This window comes from Patulibacter brassicae, from assembly GCF_033949425.1.
GTDB lineage: Bacteria > Actinomycetota > Thermoleophilia > Solirubrobacterales > Solirubrobacteraceae > Patulibacter > Patulibacter brassicae.
This window is the reverse complement of record NZ_JAXAVX010000005.1, coordinates 99,567-119,095: the sequence shown is the minus strand read 5'-3', so window position 1 is coordinate 119,095 and position 19,529 is coordinate 99,567. Positions and strand designations below refer to the sequence as shown.

Genomic DNA, 19,529 nt, shown 5'->3' with positions numbered 1-19,529 from the left:
CGGCGCGTGACGACCCTGATGCTCGGCGAGGCGCTCGTCGACCTCGTCTGCGACGAGCCCGTGGCGCGGCTGGCCGACGCGCCGTCCTTCGCGCCGCGGTTCGGCGGCACCGTCGCCCGGACCGCCGTCGCCGCGGCCAGCCGGGGCGCGCGCGTCGCGCTGGCCGGCGGCGTCGGCGACGACGAGTGGGGCGGCTGGCTGCGCGAGCGGCTCGAGGAGGAGCGCGTCGACCTGACGTGGTTCCGCCAGGTCGCCGGCGAGCGCACGCCCGTGGCGTTCCGCACGACCGATCCCGCCGGCGACGCGCACGTCGACCTCTACGACCAGTCGCTCGACCTCGTGATGGACGCCGTGCGCCCGCGGATCGCGGAGGCCGTCGACGCCTGCGACGGCGTCTACGTCTCCGCCGCGACCTGGGCCCTGGCCGACGACTCGCGCGAGCGGCAGGTCGCGGCGGGCGCGCTGCGCCGCGCACGCGACCAGGGGCGGTCGATCGTCGTCGCGCTCGACGTCGCGCCCGACCGCTTCGTCACCCGCGAGGCCGCCCGCGACGCCGCCGACGCGCTCGTGACGGGCGCGGCGCTCGTCATCGCCCGCCCGGCCGACGCGCAGCGCGTCACCGGGACGGCCGATCCCGCCGCCGCGGCGCAGGTGCTCGTCGACCGCGGGGCCGCGCTGGCGGCCGTCGGCGACCACCACGGCGCCGTGGTGCGCGGCAGCGGGGTGGGCACCGCCGTGGCGGGCGCCGGCCCCGACGCGCGCGGGCCCGGCGACGACGCGGCGTTCGCCGGCGCGCTGCTCGCCGCGCTCGAGCTCTCGGGCTGGTACCCGGCGGCGGTCGCCGCGGGCCTGGCGGACGCCGTCGCCGCGGCCGCCGGCTGAACGGCGACCGCCCCGCACGCGGCGCCGGAGGGGCCGCGGTCCGTCCGGTGTCGCGCCGACCCGTGCGCGGGTCGCGTACCCTCGGTCGTCGCGTCGCCGCCCGTGCACGCGCGATCCCCGGATCGTCGCGGGCCCGCGACCGTCGCCGTGCGCCCGCACGGCGACCCGAACCGCCGCCCCTCGCCCGCATGACCACGCGCCCCGACGAGCACGACCAGACCACGACGCCGGTGGCCACCGGCGTCGACCCCGACGCCCTCGCCACGACGCTCGCCGTCCTCGCCCAGGTCGAGCAGCTGCCCGTCGACCATCCGGACGCGCTCGCCGTGCAGCGGGCGACGGCGAAGATCTACAAGACGGTCCGCACCCGCCGCCGCCGCGAGCGGATCGACGCGATCCGCGCCAACGACGACGCCGTCGACGCCCGGACGGCCACCGCGGCGCCGGGCCGGATCGACGACGAGACGGCGGGCATCCCGCTCGTCTCCGAGGCGAAGGGCGCCACCGCGGGACGGCTCCTGCGGTCGCGCTCCTGCTACGTCTGCAAGGAGCACTTCGTCGACGTCGACGCCTTCTACCACCAGCTCTGCCCGCCCTGCGCGGCGAAGCACCACGCCAAGCGCGACGCCCGCACCGACCTCACCGGACGCCGCGCGCTGCTCACCGGCGGCCGCGCGAAGATCGGGATGTACATCGCCCTGCGGCTGCTGCGCGACGGCGCGGACCTCACGATCACCACGCGGTTCCCGCGCGACGCGGCGCGCCGCTTCGCCGAGCTGCCCGACAGCGCCGACTGGCTGCACCGGCTGCGGATCGTCGGCATCGACCTCCGCGACCCGGCGCAGGTCGTCGCGCTGACCGACGAGATCCGCGCGCGCGGGCACCTCGACATCCTCGTGAACAACGCGGCGCAGACCGTGCGCCGCTCCGCCGACGCGTACGCCCCGCTCGTGCGCGCCGAGCAGGCGCCGCTGCCCAGCGGTCCGCTCCCGGAGATCCTCACGCTCGGGCGCGCGGCGGAGGAGCGGCAGGTCGCGGCGCTGCCCGAGCCCGACGCCGAGCACTGGTCGCCGACCCCGGACGTCCTGGCGTCGATGGCGCTCACCGCGCGCTCGGCGACCTTCGACCAGGTCGAGGTCGGCCGCGCGATCGACGCCGGCGGCCTCGTGCCCGACCTCGTCAGCACGAACACCTGGGTGCAGACGGTCGACGAGGTCGACCCGCTCGAGCTGCTCGAGGTCCAGCTCTGCAACCAGACCGCGCCGTTCATCCTCGTCTCGCGCCTGCGCGCGGCGATGGCGGCGTCGCCGGCGCGACGGACGTACGTCGTGAACGTCTCGGCGATGGAGGGCCAGTTCGGTCGCGGCTACAAGGCGCCGCACCATCCGCACACGAACATGGCCAAGGCGGCGCTGAACATGCTCACGCGCACGAGCGCGAAGGAGATGCTCGACACCGACGGCATCCTCATGACCGCCGTCGACACGGGCTGGATCACCGACGAGCGGCCGCACACGCAGAAGCAGCGGATGGCCGAGATCGGCTTCCACGCGCCGCTGGACCTCGTCGACGGCGCCGCCCGGGTCTACGACCCGATCGTGCGCGGGGAGGCCGGCGAGGACCTGCACGGCTGCTTCCTCAAGGACTACGAGCGCTTCCCCTGGTAGGCGGCGCGTCGCGGCGCTCGCCCCCCGCCCGGTCCCGCCCCGCCCGCGGGGCGGCGGCCGCGGCGCCGCGAGGTCGTTGCCGCGTGCGGCGTCAGCCGTCGCTGCTGCGGCGGCGCGGGCCGCGCGCGTGCCGCTGGTGGCCGACGGTGCTCGCGTCGGGGACGAACGGATCGATCTGGTCGCGCCGGTCGCGCAGCGCGCGCTCGGCGGCCATCGAGCGCCCGGCCCGCTCGAGCACCCGCGGCAGCGGCTCGCCGCGCCAGCGCGACGCCGAGCCCACCGACGCCGAGATGTCGGCGGCCACGAGCGCCGCGCGGATCCGCTCGCCGACGGACACGGCGTCCTCGGCGCTGCAGTGCGGCAGCAGCACGGCGTAGGCGCCGTCGGCGATCCGGCACGCCACGTCGTCGGGGCGCACGCTGCGCAGGACGGCGTGGGCGGCGCGGCGCACGAGCCGCTCGCGGGCGGCGTCCCCGGCGCGGCCGGCGATCGCGTCGAGGTCGTCGAGCTCGACGGCCACCGCGCCGATCCGGTCGTGGGTCTCGTGCTCGGCGAGGGCGGCGTCCCACCGCTGCCGGCTGCCGAGGCCGGTGAGCGGGTCGCGCAGCGCTCCGCGGTCGAGCGCCTGGATCAGGGCGCCGGCGCCCTCGGCGTGGCGGCGCTGGGTCAGGACGGTGGACAGCAGCCGCGCGCTGAGCGTCAGGATCGGCTCGACCTCCCACAGCCGGACGTCCTGGGCCCGCGGGGAGAAGCCGGCGAGCGTGCCGAACACGTGCCCGTCGCCCGTCGCGATCCCGCACGCGGCGTAGGCGGCGACGTGGCCGTCCTCGACGAGCGGGACGTCGAGGTAGGACGGGTCGACGGTCGTGTCGGGGACGATGCAGGGCGCGCCGAGCTCGAGCCGGCGGCAGAGGCTGTCGGACCACGGCAGCACGTCGCCGGCGTCGACCTCCGGCGCCCGCCGGCCGACGGTGGCGATCGTCAGCTGCGTGTCGCGCTCGCGGTCTTCGTAGAAGACGGCCCAGCGGGTCATCGTGGCGGTCGCCAGCAGCACCTCGAGGACGCTGTTCACCGCCTCCTCGAACGAGGCGTAGGCCGGCGGCAGCGTCGCCGAGCGCGGCGACAGCAGCTCGGGCAGCGGCGGGGGCGCGTCAGGGTGGGCCATCGCCCGTCCGATCGGCGTGCGGCGCGCGGGCTTGAGCTTCGCGCGCGAGGATCGGCCCATGGTCGGCCGTCCGGCGCCCGTGCGGGATTCCGGACGCCGCCGGACGGGCAGTGGACCGATGTCCTCTCCTGCGCCGAGCATCCCCTTCCCGTCAGGGTTCCGGCGGCCCGGCCGTGCGCGTCCTCACTCGAGCGTCGCAACATGATCTGCTATAAAGCCACTGAGATTTATCCAGCTTCGGCCGAGCAGCGGTAGGCTCCCCGGTCTCGCGGCCCCGATCCCCCGTCGATCGCGTCGCGGCTGGACATCCCGGACCAGACTGTGAGAGGAGCCCCCGATGGGCAAGATCATCGGCATCGACCTGGGCACGACGAACTCGTGCATGGCGGTTCTCGAAGGTGGAGAGCCGACGGTCATCGAGAACGCGGAGGGCGGTCGCACGACGCCGTCCGTCGTCGCGTTCGCCAAGGGCGAGCGGCTCGTCGGCGCGGTCGCCAAGCGCCAGGCGGTCACGAACCCGACGAACACCATCTCCTCCGTCAAGCGCTTCATGGGCCGCAAGGAGGCGGAGGTCCGCGAGGAGGAGTCGATCGTCCCGTACAAGGTCGTCGCGGGCCCGAACGGCGACGCGCGGATCGAGGCCGAGGGCAAGCAGTACAGCCCGCCGGAGGTCTCCGCGATCACGCTCGCGAAGCTCAAGGCCGACGCCGAGGCGTACCTCGGCGAGTCCGTCGACGGCGCGGTCATCACCGTCCCGGCGTACTTCAACGACGATCAGCGCCAGGCGACGAAGGACGCCGGCAAGATCGCCGGCCTCGACGTCAAGCGGATCATCAACGAGCCGACCGCCGCGTCGCTCGCCTACGGCCTCGACAAGGAGACCGACCAGACGATCCTCGTCTTCGACCTCGGCGGCGGCACGTTCGACGTGTCGGTGCTGGAGATCGGCGACGGCGTCTTCGAGGTGAAGTCGACCGCGGGCGACAACCACCTCGGCGGCGACAACTTCGACAAGGCGATCGTCGACTGGCTCGCCGGCGAGTTCAAGAAGGACCAGGCGATCGACCTGAAGGCCGACCCGATGGCGCTCCAGCGCCTGTTCGAGGCCGCCGAGAAGGCGAAGATCGAGCTCTCCTCCGCGCAGGAGACGCAGATCAACCTGCCCTTCATCACGGCCGACGCGTCCGGTCCGAAGCACCTCGACGTCCGGCTCACCCGCGCGAAGCTCACCGAGCTCGCCTCCGGCCTCCTCGATCGCCTCGTCGCCCCGGTGCGCCAGGCGCTCGACGACGCGAAGGACAAGGGCGCGTCGGCGATCGACCACGTCGTCCTCGTCGGCGGCATGACCCGCATGCCGGCCGTCCAGGAGAAGGTCAAGGAGCTCACGGGCAAGGACCCGCACCGCGGCGTCAACCCGGACGAGGTCGTCGCGATCGGCGCCGCCGTCCAGGCCGGCGTGCTCGCCGGCGACGTCAAGGACGTCCTGCTGCTCGACGTCACCCCGCTCACGGTCGGCATCGAGACCAAGGGCGGCGTCATGACGAAGCTCATCGAGCGCAACACGACGATCCCGACGCGGAAGAGCGAGATCTTCTCGACCGCCGACGACAACCAGCCGTCCGTCGAGATCCACGTGCTCCAGGGCGAGCGCGAGATGGCGAGCTACAACAAGTCGCTCGGCAAGTTCCAGCTGACGGGGATTCCGCCCGCGCCGCGCGGCGTGCCGCAGATCGAGGTGACGTTCGACATCGACGCGAACGGCATCCTCAACGTGTCCGCCAAGGACCTCGGCACCGGCAAGGAGCAGAAGATCGAGATCAAGGCCGGCGGCGGCCTCTCGGACGAGGAGATCCAGCAGATGGTCTCCGACGCCGAGTCCCACGCCGAGGAGGACCGCAAGGCGCGCGAGCTGGCCGAGGCCCGCAACGTCGCCGAGCAGGCCGCCTACCAGGCCGACAAGCAGCTCGCCGACCTCGGCGACCAGGTCGACGAGGGCTCCCGCAAGGAGATCGAGGAGGCCGTCAAGGGCGTCCGCGAGGCCCTCGAGGGCGACGACGCCGCCGAGATCACGGCGAAGCGCGAGGCGCTCGAGCAGGCCTTCCACAAGGTCTCCGAGCAGCTCTACCAGCGGGCGCAGGAGCAGGCGGCCGCCGGTCAGGGTCCCGACGGCGCCGGTGCCGGCGGCCCGTCCTCCGAGGAGGAGGACGTCGTCGACGCCGAGGTCGTCGACGAGAAGTAGCCCCCGATCGACCGCGCCAGGAGCAGCACGATGAGCGACCAGTCCCAGGACCCGGCCGGGGCCACCCCGGCCGGCGACGGCCCGCCCACCGACGCGAGCGAGTTCGCGCAGGCCCGCACCGAGGGCGTGGCGACCGACCGCCCGGCGGGCCAGCCGCCGCGCGAGGGCGCGGCGACCGGCGCGCCGGCCGACGGCGCCGTCGATCCCGAGGGCGCCGACGCCCCGGGGGACCCCGCGGGCGCGCGGCCGGCGGCGACCGACGAGGTCGATGCCGAGGCGACCGCGGAGGGCGACGACGAGGCCCCGGCCGAGGAGGAGCCCGACTGGAAGGACCGCTACGTGCGGTCGGTCGCCGAGCTCGACAACGTGCGCAAGCGCGCCCGCCGCGACGTCGCGGCGGGCGAGCAGCGCGGCGTCGGCCGGCTCGCCCGCGAGCTGCTCCCGGCGCTGGACAACCTCGACCGGGCGCTGGCGCACCTCGCCGAGGCGCCCGCGGACGGCAGCGCTCCGGCGGCCGACGCCCAGACCGTCGAGGGCCTGCGGATCGTCCACCGCGAGCTGCACGCCGCGCTCGCGTCGGTCGGCATCGCGGCGTTCGACCCGACCGGCGAGCAGTTCGACCCGCGGTTCCACGAGGCGCTCACCCAGCAGCCGGCGCCCGAGGGCACCCTGCCGGGGACCGTGATGGTCGTCTACCAGCAGGGGTACCGTCTGCGCGACGACGTGCTGCGTCCGGCGAAGGTCGTCGTCGCCGGCTGACCCCGGACCACCCGCGAATGGCCACCCGTCAGGACAACACCCCCGATCTGTACGCGGTCCTCGGCGTCGACAAGAAGGCGACGCCGGACGAGATCAAGAAGGCGTACCGCAAGCTCGCCCGCGAGTACCACCCGGACCGCAACCCGGGGGACACGGCGGCCGAGGAGCGGTTCAAGCAGGTCTCCGCCGCGCACGACATCCTCTCCGACGCCGAGAAGCGCAAGGAGTACGACCGCGCGCGCTCGTTCGGGGGCCTCGGGGGCGCCTTCTCGACCGGTGGAGCCGGGTTCGACTTCGGCGACAGCGGGATCGGGGACATCCTCTCCTCGGTCTTCGGCAACGTCACGGGGCGCGGGGGACCGGGCGCCGGGCAGGCGCGCAGCCGACGCGCGAACGTCCAGCGCGGCAAGGACCTCGAGGCGGAGGTCACCCTCTCGTTCCGGCAGGCGATGGACGGGGCGCAGGTGCCGCTGAGCGTCCGCACGACGACGCCGTGCACGACCTGCGCCGGCACGGGCGCCAAGCCGGGCACGAGCCCGATCGTCTGCCCGCGCTGCCAGGGCCGCGGCGTCGAGGCGCAGGGTCAGGGGCTGTTCTCGATCAGCCAGCCGTGCGCGCGCTGCCACGGCTCGGGGACCGTCATCGAGACCCCCTGCCCGACCTGCAGCGGCGAGGGCGCCGTCCACACGACGAAGCGCTACCGCGTGAACATCCCCCCGGGGGTCCGCGAGGGCTCGCGCGTGCGGCTCGCCGGCAAGGGCCAGGCCGGTCGCAACGGCGGCCAGCCCGGCGACCTCTTCGTCATCACCCACGTGCGCGCCTCCGACGTCTTCCAGCGCCACGGCGACGACATCGAGGTCACGGTCCCGCTGTCGATCGCCGAGGCGGTCCGCGGCGCCGACGTCGAGGTCCCGACCCTCGACGGGCGTAAGAAGCTCCGCGTCGCGCCGGGGACGAAGCACGGCACCGTCCAGCGGCTGCGCGGCGAGGGGCCGCCGCGGCTCGGCGGCGGCGGGCGCGGGGACATCCGCTACCGGTTCGTCATCGAGGTGCCCGAGCCGCGCAGCGACGAGCAGCGCGAGGCGGTCGACCACCTCGCCGACCTCTTCCCGGCCGCGGGCCGGGAGCGGCTCTTCGAGGAGGGCTGATCGCGATGGGCGATCCACGGCGGCGGACCCGCAGCAACATCACGATCGAGGTCGACGCCGATCGCGGCGTGTTCATGATCTCGGTCGCCGCCGAGCTCGCCGACATGCACCCGCAGACCCTGCGGATGTACGAGTCGCGAGGGCTCATCGAGCCGAAGCGCTCGCCGAAGGGCACCCGCCTGTACTCGCACGCCGACGTCGAGCGGCTGCGCCGGATCCAGCAGATGACGAACGAGCTGGGCCTGAACCTCGCCGGCGTCGAGCGGGTCCTCGAGCTCGAGCTCGAGCTCGAGCACGAGAAGCGCCGCTACGAGGAGGCGACGGCGAAGCTCGAGCGCCTGCAGGCCGAGACGGTCGTCATGCGCGAGCAGCTGCGGGCCGAGATGCAGGCGGAGATCGACAAGCTGCGGGCCCGCAACGAGATCGTGCCCTACCGCGGCCGCACCACCGACATCGTCCGGGTCGAGCCGCAGGGCCGCCGGATCCGGATCGAGCGGGACCCCGACTGATGGCGACCGACACCGCCGCGGCGGCCGCGCCCGCGGCCGGCCGGCCGGCGCTGCCGGCGGGCCCCACGATCGACGCGGGCCTCGCGCTCGTGCGGCGGCGCCCGCGCGCGACGCTCCTGCCGCTGCTCGTCCTCTTCGCGATCGACATCGCCGCCGGGGTCGTGATCGCGCTGCTGGCGGAGCTCCTCATCGGCAGCCACGGCACGTCGCTGGAGACCGTGCGCCAGTCGACGGTCTGGGGCGACAGCAACCTCGTCGTGCGCGAGGTCCCGGAGTACTCCGACGGCCAGTGGACGATCTTCGGCGTCACGCTCGGCCTCCGCGTCCTGCTCAGTCTGTGGCTCGGCTGGGCGGCGGTCGTCGCCCTCGTCCGGGCGGTGCAGGCGGACCTCGCCGACGAGGAGCCGCTCGCGGTGCGCGACGCCGTCCGCGGCGGGCTGCGCGGCGCCCCGCGGGCGTTCGGGACGGCCCTGCTGGCGACGATCCTCGGGCTCGTGGCGCTCGCCGTCCTCGTCGGCGTCGTCGCCGCGTCCGCCGCCGCCGCGGCGCCGCTGGCGCTCCTGCTCGGCCTCGGCGTCGTCGCGCTCGTCGTGGCGGCGGCCGTCCGGCTCGTGCTCTGGCTGCCGGTCCAGCAGGCGGAGGGCCTCGGCGTCGGCTTGCGGCCGTTCCGGCGCAGCTGGGAGCTCACGCGCGGCCAGTTCTGGCCCCTGCTGGGGATGCTCCTGCTGCTCTGGGTGATCGTCGCGGTGATCGCCGGGGCGCTCCTCATCGTCGTCGGGCTCGTGTCGGCCGGGACGTTCGCGCTGGACCAGAACGCGAACCTCGGACCGACGATCCTCACCGAGGTCGTCAGCGCCGCCGGCGGCCTGCTCGTGACCGCGCTGGCGATCGCGCCGGTGGTCGTCGCCCACCGGGCCCTCGCCGGCCCCGACGCGCGGGGGCTCTTCGCGGCCGCCGAGCGGATGGGGCGGCGCCCCGAGGATCCGGGTCCGTTCGGGTCCGGTCCACCCCGCGCGGCACCCGCGGCACCACCCCTCGCCGGTCCGGGCGACGCGGGGGATCCAGCCGCCGAGCGTGCCGGCGAGGACCCCGACGGCCGCTGGCGGCGCCCCGACGCACCGTGAGCGGCGGGGGCGGGACGACGGCTGCGGGGCCCGCCCCGCGCGCCCGCCCCGTCCGGCGCGGGTCACGGGCCGCCGCGGTCCTCGTCGTCCTGCTCCTCGCCTGCGGCCTGTCCGCGGCGCCGGTCGGCGCCGCGTCGGCGTCCGGGGTCGCGGTCCTCGCGCAGGCCGCCGACGGCGCCGTCCCGCTGGACGCCGGCGAGCGCCGGCGCGCCGACGAGCTGCGCGAGACCGCCCGCGAGATCGTCGGGGACCCGCGGCCGGAGCGCACCGGCGGCACCACCCGCCCGCGACTGGACGACCTCGACGCCGGCGACGGCGGGCCGAACGGCTGGTGGCGGCTCCTCCTGCTGATCGTGGTCGTCGGCGCGCTGCTGGCGCTGCTCGGCGCGCGGCCGTGGCGCCGCCGCCGGACCGACCGCGAGGCCGAGGCGCGCGGGGCCGTCGCCGCGGCGGAGACGGTCGCCGGGCTCGAGCGGGGCGCGCGCGAGGCCGAGGCGGCGGGCGAGCACCGGCGCGCCGTCGTCCTCTGGTTCCGCCTGGGGGTCCTGCGCCTGCGCGAGCGCGGTCGCCTGCGCGGGCCGGGACCCGACACGTCCGGCTCGGTCGCCCGCGCGCTCGGCGACGAGCGGGTCCGCGCGCTCGCGGACGGCCACGACCGCGCCGCCTACGGGGCCGCGCCGATCGAGGCGCCCGAGAGCGCCGCCGCGCGCGAGGGGTGGGCGGCGGTCCTGGAGCGGGAGCCGGGACGGTGACCGGTCGCGGGCTGCTCGCCGGACTGGGCATGGTCCTGCTCGTCGCGGCGCTTTGGCTCGTGCCGGCCGGCCTCGAGGGCGACGAGCCCGAGCCCTCCCGGGGCCTGCGCAGCGGCGCGGCCGGCGGTCTCGGCGGCTGGACCGCGCTCCTGCGCCACGAGGGCGTGGACGTGCGGATCGCGACCGTCGAGACCGACGAGCTGCGCCTGCTGCCGCGCACGACGTACCTCTTCGCCGAGGACGACCTCGTCTCCGCGGAGGGCCGCGGGGCGCTGCGGCGGGTCCTCGCCGGGATCCGCGACGGCGCCCGGGTGGTCGCCGTCGGCGGCGACGCGGCGCGGCTCGCCGGTGCCCTCGGCGTCCGCGGCCGGACGCGCAGCGCCCGCGGATCGCGGGCCACGCGCGCGGCCCGCGCGCCCGAGACGCGCGCCGTCGGCGCCGTCGTCGACGCGCGGGCGGCATGGGCCTCCGGCGCGCTGCCGTCCCGGGCGCAGCCGCTCCTGCGCGCCCCCGCCGCCGGCGGGGGCGTCGCCGTCCCCGTCGTGCGCCTCCGGCACGGCGCCGGCAGCGTCCTGCTCGTCGCCGACCGCGACGTCCTGGCCAACCGGGCGCTGGCGCGCGCCGACAACGCCGCGCTCGCCGTCGGGCTCGCCGGGAGCGGGCGCGTCGTGGCCCTGCGCCCGCGGGCCGACGGGGGCGGGCTCGGGGACCGGACCCAGGCGGTCCTGCTGCTGCTCGTCCTCGCCGCGGTGGCCGGCCTGCTCGCGCGCGGGCGGCGCCTCGGCCCGCCGGTGGCCCCGGACGCCGACCCCGTCCCGCGCCGGTCGGCGTACGTCGACGCGCTCGCCGCCGCGCTCGAGCGCACGGACGACCCGACGATCGCGGTGGCGGCGACCCATCAGCACGCCCGGGCGCTCGTCCGTCGGCGCGCCGGGCTGCCGCGCGGCGCGAGCGAGGAGGAGCTCGCCGCCGCGGCACGACGCCTCGGGCTGCGCGACGAGGAGGTCGCGGCGCTCGCCGTCGGTCGTCCGGACGACCTCGTCGCGCCCGGACGCGCCCTCGCGGCGCTGGAGTCCGCCGCCCGCGGGCCCGTCCGCCCGTCCCCCGACCCCGCTGCTCCGGCGGGCGCCCCGCCGGGCGCCCTCGCCGACCCCGACCCCCGGACCCCAGGAGACCCCGCATGAACGAGCTCGTCACCGCCCTGCGCACGGAGGTCGGACGGGTCGTGCGCGACGCCGACGCGACCGTCGACGCGCTCGTGGCCGCGGCGACCCTCGGCGGCCACGTGCTGCTCGAGGGGCCGCCCGGCGTCGCGAAGACCCTCACGGCGACCGCGCTCGGCCGCGCGCTGCGCGTCGACGTGCACCGGATCCAGCTGACCCCGGACATGCTGCCGTCCGACATCACCGGCTCGGTCGCCCTGCGGGGCGGCGAGCTCGTGTTCCGTCCCGGACCCGTCTTCTGCCAGCTGCTCATCGCGGACGAGATCAACCGCACGCCGCCGAAGACGCAGTCGGCGCTGCTCGAGGCGATGCAGGAGGGCGCCGTCTCCGTCGACGGGCAGCGCCACCCGCTGCCCGAGCCGTTCCTGCTCGTCGCGACGCAGAACCCGGTCGAGCACGAGGGCACGTACCCGCTGCCGGAGGCCCAGCTGGACCGCTTCCTCCTGAAGGTCCGCGTCGGCTACCCCGACGAGGCGGCCGAGCGCGAGCTCGTCACCGCGCCGCGCGACGGCCTGCGCCCCGCGGCGCTCGAGGACGTCGCGCCCGTCGCCGACGCGGCGGCGCTGCTCGCGGCGCGCGCCACCGTCGCCGAGACGTACGTCCACGCCGACGTCGCCGCGTACGTCGTCGGGATCGTCCGGGCGACCCGCGCGCTGCCGAGCGTCGCCCTCGGCGCGAGCCCCCGCGCCGGCGTCCACCTGCTCGCCGCCGCGCAGGCGTACGCGCGGATCGGCGGCCGCGACTTCGTCACCCCCGACGACGTCCGGGCCGCGGCCGAGCCGGTCCTCGCGCACCGGATCGTCCTCGCGCCGGAGGCCGAGCTCGAGGGGATGCGCGACGTCGACGCCGTCGCCGCCGCGGTCGGCAGCGTCCCGGTCCCGGCCAGCGCGGCGTGAGCACCGCGGCCCGCATCCGGCACCGGCCTCCCGCCATGCGGGACGCGCGCCGTCCGTCCGCGTCGGCCGCCGGGGGACGCGCGCGGTGAGCCCGACCCCGCGCCTGGCGCTCGTCGTCGCCGCGTGCGCCGTGGCGGCGATCGTCCTGCCGCCGGTGCTCTGCCTCGTGCTCGCCGCGCTCGCGGCGACCGCGTCGCTCGTCGACGCGCTGCTCGCGCGCCGCCGACCGCCGTCGCTGCACGTCGAGGCACCGGGCATCGCGCCGCGCGGCCAGCCGCTCGCCGTCGCGGTCGCGCCGCAGCCCCCCGAGCCGGCGTTGCGGCTGCGGCTCGCGGGCACGCCGACGGTCGAGGTCCGCGACGGCGAGGGCCACGGCACGCTGGCGGCGACCGTCGTGGCCCACCGGCGCGGGCGGCACCTGCTGCCGCCCGTCGTCGCCCGGCGCGAGGGGCCGCTGCGGCTCGGGCGCTGGGACCACCGCGCGCCGGACCCGGCCGCCGAGCTGCGCGTGCTGCCGGACTACCGTGCCGCCCACCGGCTGGCCGCGGTCGTGCGCGCCACCGGCGGGGTCAGCAGCCGCGGCGCGTACGGCCTCGGCACGGAGTTCGACCACGTGCGCGAGTACGCGCCGGAGGACGACGTGCGACAGGTGAACTGGCGCGCGACGGAGCGCCTCGGGCGGCCGATGAGCAACCAGTGGCGGGTCGAGAGCGATCGCGACGTCGTGCTGCTCGTCGACGTCGGTCGGCTCGGCGACGCGCCCGCGCGGTCCGGCGCGGCCGGGACCGAGCGACCCGGGCCGTCCTCCGACGCCCGCGATCGGGCGGCCCGCGAGCCCGGCGGGACGCCGGTCGCCGGTCGGGCGGCGCGCCGGGCCGCCGAGGACGCGGCGATCGGGCTCGCGGGGCTGCGGCCGGCGTCGAGCGTGCCGGCGCCGCCGCGGCTGCTCGACGTCTGGCTCGACGCGGCCGCCGCCGTCGCGGCGACGGCCGACGCGCTCGACGACCACGTCGGCGCGATCGCCTACGACGAGGCGGTGCGCCGGCGGCTCCCGCCGCGCCGCGGCGCGGGGGACGCGATCGTCCGCGCGCTCCACGACCTCGAGCCGCGCGGCGTGGACAGCGACCACGGGCGGGCGTTCCGGGCGATCGGCGGCGCGCGGCGCGCGTTTGTCCTCGTGCTCACCGACCTGCTCGACGAGGCCGCTGCGGCCCCGTTGCTGGAGGCGTCCTCGCTCCTGGCGCGACGGCACGCGCTCTGCGTGGCGACCGTCGAGGAGCCGCGGCTCCGGGAGATCGCCACCGGCCGCCCGGCCGACGAGCACGCCGCGCTCGCCCAGGCGGTGGCGATCGAGGTCCGCGCGCAGCGCGACCGCGTCGCGGCCCGGCTGCGCGCCCGCGGGATCCAGGTCCTCACGACGCCGCCGTCGGGACTCGCCGCGGCGTCGGTCGACGCGTACCTGCGGACGAAGCGCCGCGGGCTGTAGCGCGGTCGGGCGTCAGGCGCGTCCGAGACGGCGCACGAGCGCCCAGTAGCCGCCCGCGAGCCCGAGGCCGAGGGCGACGACCGCGACCGCCGGCCAGCCGGCGGGGGAGACGAACCCCTCCACGACCCCGCAGAGCACGAGGAACGGCGCGGTGCCGGCGACGACGAGGACGGCGGGGCGCGCGGCGTCGCGCAGCGCGTGCCCGCGCGGGCGGTCGCCGGGGTCCACGAGCCGCCAGCCGGCTGCCATGCCCGCGGCGGCCGCGACGACGATGCACGTGAGCTCCAGCGCGCCGTGCGCGGTGACCATCCGCAGGACGGTCCCGAGGTTGCCGTTCGCCGCCGCGAGCCCGAGGACCGCGCCGAGGATCGCACCGTTGTAGGCGACGAGCAGCACCGCCGGCAGCGCGAAGCCCACGCCGGCGACGAAGCTCAGGAACGTCACGCGGATGTTGTTCGTGAAGAGCTCGGAGGAGAACGCCGCCGAGTCCGACGAGCTCAGCCCGCGGTCGAGGTCCGGCGGGGCGGCGCCGTCGATGAACGAGTCCGGCACGAGGGTCGCGGCCACGGCCGGGTCCAGTGCCGCCCAGACGCCGACGACGAGCGCCGGCACGAGCAGCGCCGCCGCGCTCAGGGCGAGCCAGCCGCCCAGGGCGCGCACGAGCCGCCAGTAGCCGCCGGCGGCGAAGGCCCACGGGCTCGTGCGGCGCTGGCGGTGGGCGTAGACGAGCGTCCGCGCGCGCTCGACGAGCGTCTCGAGGCGCAGCGTGGCGGGGGCGTCCGGGAACGCCCGCCGCGCGAACGCCAGATCGGCCACGGCCGAGCGGTACGCTGTGCCCAGGCGCAGGATCCCGGCGGGTCCCAGGTGCTCGGGCCGGCTGGTCCCCGCCTGGCGGACGAGCTCCTCGAGGGCGCGCCACGCGGGCTCGCGGGTCTCGAGGAAGCGGGGGAGGTTCACGACGTGGACGACTACCAGGACCGGGTGACGATCACCACCCCGGAGGGCCTCGAGGTCGCGCTGGTGCTCGCCGGACCGGCGACGCGGATCGTCGCGGCGCTCCTCGACACCCTCGTCAAGCTCGTCGCCGCGACGTTCGTCGTCTCGATCGCCGTCGGGATCGGCTACGGGATCCTCGGCGACGCGGGCGCGACGATCGCCGTCGCCGTTGGGGCGTTCGCGTTCCTCTTCCTCTGGGACCCGTGGCTCGAGCAGGTGACCGACGGGCGTCCGCCGGGCAAGGCGATGCTCGGGCTGCGCGTCGTGCGCGACGACGGCGGTCGCGTCGACCTCGCGTCGAGCCTCGTGCGCAACCTCCTGCGGATCGTCGAGTACCCGCTGCTCTACCTGCCCGGCATCGCGATGCTGCTCGCCCACCCGCGCCACCAGCGGATCGGCGACCTCGCCGCCGGCACCTACGTCGTGCGCGAGCGCCGTCCGGTCGCCGTCGCCGCCGAGCGGGCGCCCGTCGCGCCACCGGACGCCGGCCCGGTGCCGGCCCTGGACCTCGTGGCCCTCGACGCGCACGACCGCGCGACGGTCCGGCGGTTCGCGGCGCAGGCCGGCACCCTGGCCGAGGCGGAGCGCGCGCGGCTGGCGACGCTCATCGCCGGTCCGCTGCGGCGTCGGGTGGGCGGGGTGCCGCCGGGGACGGCGGACGAGGAGCTCGTCCTCGCGGTCGCCCACCGCCTGGGCTGACGAGGGTCCCGCGGCCGCCGGCGAGCGCGAGGGCGAGCGCGGCGCCGAGCGCCCATCCGGCGAGCACGTCGCTCGGGCTGTGCACCGCGAGAACCACGCGCGTGATCCCGATCGCGACGACGAGCAGCGCCGTCGCGGCGAGCCACCGGCGGTCGGCCCGGACGCGCGCCAGGACGAGGCCGAGCGTCAGCCACCCCGCCGCGGACTGCAGCGCGTGCCCGGACGGGAAGGCGCTGGAGCCCTCGTCGACGGCGTGGAGGGCCAGCGGCGGTCGCGGCCGGTCGACGAGGTCCTTCAGCAGCGGGACGAGCGCGACCGCGACGAGCAGCGCGACGAGCGGCAGCAGCGCGACCCGCCACGGCACCCGGTCGTCGAGCACGAGGAGGATCCCGGCGCCGAGGAGCGCCGGGGTGGCGACCCAGCCGCTGCCGAGCGTCGTCAGGGCCCGCGCGAGGTCCACGACCCACCCGGGACGCCACCCGGCGACCTCCTCGACGATCCGGGCGTCCGCGCGCGTGAGCGGATCGTCGTGGCCGACGAGCACCCCGAGGAGGACGGCGAGCGCGACGAGGGCGAGGATCGCGAGGACCCGCCACGACCGGAAGGGACCGGGCACCGCCCACACGCTAGTCGGCGGTCGTGATGGGGGAGCCGACGCGCAGAGGGCAAGAACGGTCATCGACGCACGAGGCCCCTCGCGGCACACTGCTGCTCGTGACCGCCGGCCGCGACCGCCTCCGCGAGCTCCTCGACGCCGTCCTGGCCGAGGGCAACGCGTCGCTGGACGCCATGGCCGCCGACGCGTTCGCCTCGCCGTTCCACTTCCACCGCCAGCTCGTGGCCGGCGCGGGGGAGCCGCCGGTCGCGCTGCGCCGCCGGGTCCTCCTGGAGCGCGCCAGCTGGCAGCTCGGGCGGGGCGCGCGCGTCGCCGACGTCGCGCAGGACGCCGGGTACGACTCCGTCGCGGGCTTCAGCCGGGCGTTCCGGCGCGCGTTCGGGCGGCCGCCCTCGAGCACGACGGCCGGGAGCGATCACCGGCTCGTGGCGCCCAACGGCCTGCACTTCCATCCGCCGCTGCACCTGTGGGTCGACGCGGCGGAGGAGGCCGGCGGCGGCGAGGCGGGCAGCGGGACGCCGCGCGCCGGGGCGAGCGTGCCGCTCGCGCAGCTCGTGCACCACGACCTCGCCGACACCGAGCAGGTGCTCGAGGACGCGGCCGCGCTCGGGGAGGACGAGCTGCGACGGGAGCGCCGGCCCGGTCACGTCGTGCTGGCGTGGGACGGGCCCGAGCCGTCGCTGCTGGCCGTCCTCGACGCGCTCGTGCGCACGAAGGAGATCTGGCTCGCGTCGATCGCCGGCGAGGACCTGCCGGACCGGCCGCCCGCCTCGCTGCCGGGGATCCGCGCGCGGCACGCGACGATCGCTCCGCGCTGGGTCGCGACGTGGCGCGACGTCGAGCGCCGCGGCGCGTGGGCGGACCGGCTCGTCGACGCCCTCTGCGAGCCGCCGGAGAGCTTCCCCCTCTCGGGCGTGCTCGTCCACGTCCTGACGTACGCCGCCCATCGGCGGCAGGTCGCCCGGTCGATGCTCCGCGAGGCAGGGCGCACCCTCGACGACGGCGACCCGCTCGCGTGGCTCGTCGACGGCGCGGCCGGCCCCGACGCCGGCGCGCCGGATTGATGCCGCGCACCTCCCCGACCCGATCCCCAGGAGCACCCGATGCCCCGCACGACGTACTTCACCGCCTCCACCCTCGACGGCTTCCTCGCCGACCCGGACCACTCGCTCGAGTGGCTCTTCCGCAGCGACCACGATCCGCGCGGCGTGCACGACCACGAGGCGTTCGCGGCGCACGTCGGGGCGCTCGCGATGGGCTCGGCGACCTACGAGTGGATCCTCCGCCACGAGGGCGCGAAGCCCGACTTCCGCTGGCCCTACGCGCAGCCGACGTGGGTCTTCACGACCCGCGACCTGCCGCGCGTGGACGGCGACGTCCGGTTCGTCCGCGGCGACGTCGTCCCGGTCCACGCCGAGATGGCGGCCGCCGCCGGCGAGCGCGACGTCTGGCTCGTCGGCGGCGGCGAGCTCGTCGGCCGCTTCGCCGACGCCGGGCTGCTGGACCGGGTGCTCGTCTCGATCGCCCCGGTGACGCTCGGCGCCGGGGCGCCCCTGCTGCCGCGGCGGCTGCGCCTGCGCGTCGAGGACGTCGCGCGCAACCGCGACTTCGCGTGCGTGACCTACGGCGTCGTCGGCCCCGAGCCGGCCTGACCGCCTTCCCGGTCGGGCCGGCCCGACGTCCCGTGCGCGGCCGAGCGTTACGCGGCGCCGGCGACGGTGCCGCGGGCGTGCGCGGCGAGCGCCTCCTGCGCGGCGGCGAAGCTCGCGTCCTCCGCGTCGCCGAGATCCAGCGGGATCATCGCGGGGCTCTCGCGGGCGAGCGTCAGCTCGGCCGACGCGGTGACGACGTCGGTCAGGCCCAGGAACTCGAAGGCGTGGCGCAGCCACGGCTCGCGGTGGTCCCAGCCGTGGCGCGGCGTGCCGGGGGCGTACCCGCCGCCGGAGGCGAGCGCCAGCACGAGCGTCCGGCCGCCGAGCAGGCCGGAGCCGTCCTCGCCGACGGTGATCCCCGGGGCGACGATCCGGTCGACCCACGCCTTCACCGTGCTTGGCACGCCGAAGTTGTAGAGCCCCATGCCGAGGACGATGACGTCCGCGTCGCGCACCTCGCCGGCGACCTGCGCCGTCAGCGCCCAGGCGGCGCGCTGCGCCTCGTCCCGCGCGTCCTCCGGCGTGATCCCGGCCGCGAACGCCGTGCCGTCGAGGTGGGGCAGCGGGTCGGCCGCGAGGTCGCGGTACGTCACGACGCCGCCGGGATTCGCGGCGCGCCACGCTTCGGCGTAGCCGGCGCTGAGACGGCGGCTGCGCGAGTCGTCGGAGCGCAGCGAGGAGTCCAGGTGCAGGAGATGAGCCTGCGACGTCCCGCCCTGCTGACCGCGACGCCGACGTCGCTTCGCCGGCCGCCGCGGGGCAGGCTGGCGCCTCGCGGCGGGCGTCAGGCGGTCGCCGGGGCGCCGGCGGTGTGCTCGGCGATGGCGTCGACGAGCGTGCCCCAGAGGGGACGGGGGCGGTCGTGGCCCATGTCCTCGAGCAGGAGCAGGCGCGCCCCCGGGACGAGCTCGGCCGTCCGGCGCCCGCCGCTCGGATCGATGAGCACGTCGTCGAGCCCGTGGATGACGAGGGTCGGGACGTCGAGCGCCCGCAGCGCGTCGCTCCGCGGCTCGGCGAGCACGATCGCGCCGAGCTGGCGCGGCACGCCCGCCGGGTAGTACGCCCGGTCCCAGCTCGCGCCGGCGAGCTCGCGGATCGCCTCGCGGTCCCCGTACCGCCGCGACGCCCACAGCAGCTCGCGCTCCGACGCCGCGACGTAGCCCTCGCGGTCGGGCGGCTTCGGCGTCAGCAGGAGCTGCTGGGCCTCCGGCGAGGCCTGCCCGTACTCGGGCTCGCCCGTCGTCGACATCATCGACGTGAGCGACAGGACGGCGTCGGGGAACTCGATCGCCATCGTCTGGGCGATCATCCCGCCCATCGACGCGCCGACGACGTGCGCGCGGTCGAGGTCGAGGGCGCGCAGGAGGCCGATGCCGTCGGCGGCGAGGTCCCGCAGGCCGTACGGGATCATCGCCGCGGCCGTCGCCCGGTCGCCGGCGGTCAGCGCGCCGATGAACGCCGCGAGGTCCACCGGGTGGTCGTCCAGCCGCGTCGAGAGGCCCGAGTCGCGATTGTCGTAGCGGACGACGAAGCGTCCCCGGTAGGCGAGCAGGCGGCAGAACTCGTCGTGCCAGGCGATCATCTGCGCGCCGAACCCCATGACGAGCAGCACGGGCGGGTCGGCGGGGTCGCCGAAGGTGTCGTAGGCGAGCTCGATCTCGCGGGAGATGCGGACGATGGGCACGGGAGCTCCGGTACGGGCGGGCGGTCCCGGCG

Annotated in this window: 19 protein-coding genes; 14 read left to right on the top strand and 5 right to left on the bottom strand. The window is 76.9% G+C overall.

What is annotated here, in order from left to right; all coding sequences use genetic code 11:
* Window positions 1–6 precede the first annotated feature (6 nt).
* Both SK069_RS11655 and SK069_RS11650 read left to right on the top strand, forming a co-directional pair.
* Window positions 7–882, top strand: coding sequence for a carbohydrate kinase family protein (locus SK069_RS11655; RefSeq protein WP_319954407.1), 876 nt, complete (start codon window positions 7–9; stop codon window positions 880–882).
* A gap of 188 nt (window positions 883–1,070) precedes the next feature.
* Window positions 1,071–2,549 (top strand): SDR family NAD(P)-dependent oxidoreductase, encoded by a 1,479-nt coding sequence (locus tag SK069_RS11650; RefSeq protein WP_319954406.1) that lies wholly within the window; start codon window positions 1,071–1,073, stop codon window positions 2,547–2,549.
* Between the two features lie 91 nt (window positions 2,550–2,640).
* On the opposite strand, the gene SK069_RS11645 is transcribed toward SK069_RS11650, so the two are convergent.
* Complete coding sequence (locus SK069_RS11645; protein WP_319954405.1) at window positions 2,641–3,714, bottom strand: GGDEF domain-containing protein; 1,074 nt, start codon at window positions 3,712–3,714, stop codon at window positions 2,641–2,643.
* 337 nt (window positions 3,715–4,051) lie between these two features.
* Here SK069_RS11645 and dnaK point away from each other — a divergent pair, with 337 nt between their 5' ends.
* From dnaK to SK069_RS11600, 9 genes are all read left to right on the top strand, one after another.
* Window positions 4,052–5,953 (top strand): molecular chaperone DnaK, encoded by a 1,902-nt coding sequence (gene dnaK, locus SK069_RS11640; RefSeq protein WP_319954404.1) that lies wholly within the window; start codon window positions 4,052–4,054, stop codon window positions 5,951–5,953.
* Between the two features lie 30 nt (window positions 5,954–5,983).
* Complete coding sequence (grpE, locus tag SK069_RS11635; RefSeq protein ID WP_319954403.1) at window positions 5,984–6,712, top strand: nucleotide exchange factor GrpE; 729 nt, start codon at window positions 5,984–5,986, stop codon at window positions 6,710–6,712.
* A gap of 17 nt (window positions 6,713–6,729) precedes the next feature.
* Window positions 6,730–7,860 carry a molecular chaperone DnaJ gene (gene dnaJ / locus SK069_RS11630; protein ID WP_319954402.1) on the top strand — a complete coding sequence of 377 codons (1,131 nt, stop codon included), beginning with the start codon at window positions 6,730–6,732 and terminating at the stop codon, window positions 7,858–7,860.
* A gap of 5 nt (window positions 7,861–7,865) precedes the next feature.
* Window positions 7,866–8,369, top strand: coding sequence for a heat shock protein transcriptional repressor HspR (locus SK069_RS11625; protein ID WP_319954401.1), 504 nt, complete (start codon window positions 7,866–7,868; stop codon window positions 8,367–8,369).
* Window positions 8,369–9,493 carry a hypothetical protein gene (locus SK069_RS11620; RefSeq protein WP_319954400.1) on the top strand — a complete coding sequence of 375 codons (1,125 nt, stop codon included), beginning with the start codon at window positions 8,369–8,371 and terminating at the stop codon, window positions 9,491–9,493. The genes SK069_RS11625 and SK069_RS11620 overlap by 1 nt, the downstream gene beginning before the upstream one ends.
* Entirely contained in the window at window positions 9,490–10,245 is a 756-nt protein-coding gene (locus SK069_RS11615; RefSeq protein ID WP_319954399.1) for a hypothetical protein, read from the top strand. The genes SK069_RS11620 and SK069_RS11615 overlap by 4 nt, the downstream gene beginning before the upstream one ends.
* Window positions 10,242–11,429, top strand: a complete 1,188-nt coding sequence (locus tag SK069_RS11610; RefSeq protein ID WP_319954398.1) for a DUF4350 domain-containing protein — start codon at window positions 10,242–10,244, stop codon at window positions 11,427–11,429. The genes SK069_RS11615 and SK069_RS11610 overlap by 4 nt, the downstream gene beginning before the upstream one ends.
* Window positions 11,426–12,364 carry an AAA family ATPase gene (locus SK069_RS11605; RefSeq protein WP_319954397.1) on the top strand — a complete coding sequence of 313 codons (939 nt, stop codon included), beginning with the start codon at window positions 11,426–11,428 and terminating at the stop codon, window positions 12,362–12,364. The genes SK069_RS11610 and SK069_RS11605 overlap by 4 nt, the downstream gene beginning before the upstream one ends.
* Before the next feature lie 85 nt (window positions 12,365–12,449).
* Complete coding sequence (locus SK069_RS11600; RefSeq protein WP_319954396.1) at window positions 12,450–13,850, top strand: DUF58 domain-containing protein; 1,401 nt, start codon at window positions 12,450–12,452, stop codon at window positions 13,848–13,850.
* Window positions 13,851–13,862: 12 nt separating this feature from the next.
* Here SK069_RS11600 and SK069_RS11595 read toward each other — a convergent pair whose 3' ends face one another.
* Window positions 13,863–14,807 (bottom strand): stage II sporulation protein M, encoded by a 945-nt coding sequence (locus SK069_RS11595; protein ID WP_319954395.1) that lies wholly within the window; start codon window positions 14,805–14,807, stop codon window positions 13,863–13,865.
* 3 nt (window positions 14,808–14,810) lie between these two features.
* Here SK069_RS11595 and SK069_RS11590 point away from each other — a divergent pair, with 3 nt between their 5' ends.
* Complete coding sequence (locus tag SK069_RS11590; RefSeq protein WP_319954394.1) at window positions 14,811–15,545, top strand: RDD family protein; 735 nt, start codon at window positions 14,811–14,813, stop codon at window positions 15,543–15,545.
* Here the strand turns inward: SK069_RS11590 and SK069_RS11585 are convergent.
* Complete coding sequence (locus SK069_RS11585) at window positions 15,451–16,161, bottom strand: phosphatase PAP2 family protein (RefSeq protein ID WP_319954393.1); 711 nt, start codon at window positions 16,159–16,161, stop codon at window positions 15,451–15,453. The genes SK069_RS11590 and SK069_RS11585 overlap by 95 nt on opposite strands.
* 98 nt (window positions 16,162–16,259) lie before the next feature.
* Here SK069_RS11585 and SK069_RS11580 point away from each other — a divergent pair, with 98 nt between their 5' ends.
* Window positions 16,260–17,225: an AraC family transcriptional regulator gene (locus SK069_RS11580; protein ID WP_319954392.1), complete on the top strand. Its 966-nt coding sequence runs from the start codon at window positions 16,260–16,262 to the stop codon at window positions 17,223–17,225.
* Window positions 17,226–17,264: 39 nt separating this feature from the next.
* A complete protein-coding gene (locus SK069_RS11575) occupies window positions 17,265–17,813 on the top strand; it encodes a dihydrofolate reductase family protein (RefSeq protein ID WP_319954391.1) in 549 nt (182 codons plus the stop codon).
* Window positions 17,814–17,860: 47 nt separating this feature from the next.
* Here SK069_RS11575 and SK069_RS11570 read toward each other — a convergent pair whose 3' ends face one another.
* Window positions 17,861–18,499, bottom strand: coding sequence for an FMN-dependent NADH-azoreductase (locus SK069_RS11570; protein WP_319954566.1), 639 nt, complete (start codon window positions 18,497–18,499; stop codon window positions 17,861–17,863).
* A gap of 98 nt (window positions 18,500–18,597) precedes the next feature.
* The gene (locus SK069_RS11565) at window positions 18,598–19,497 is read right to left on the bottom strand and encodes an alpha/beta fold hydrolase (protein ID WP_319954390.1); all 900 of its coding nucleotides are present in this window, start codon (window positions 19,495–19,497) and stop codon (window positions 18,598–18,600) included.
* Between the last annotated feature and the right edge of the window lie 32 nt (window positions 19,498–19,529).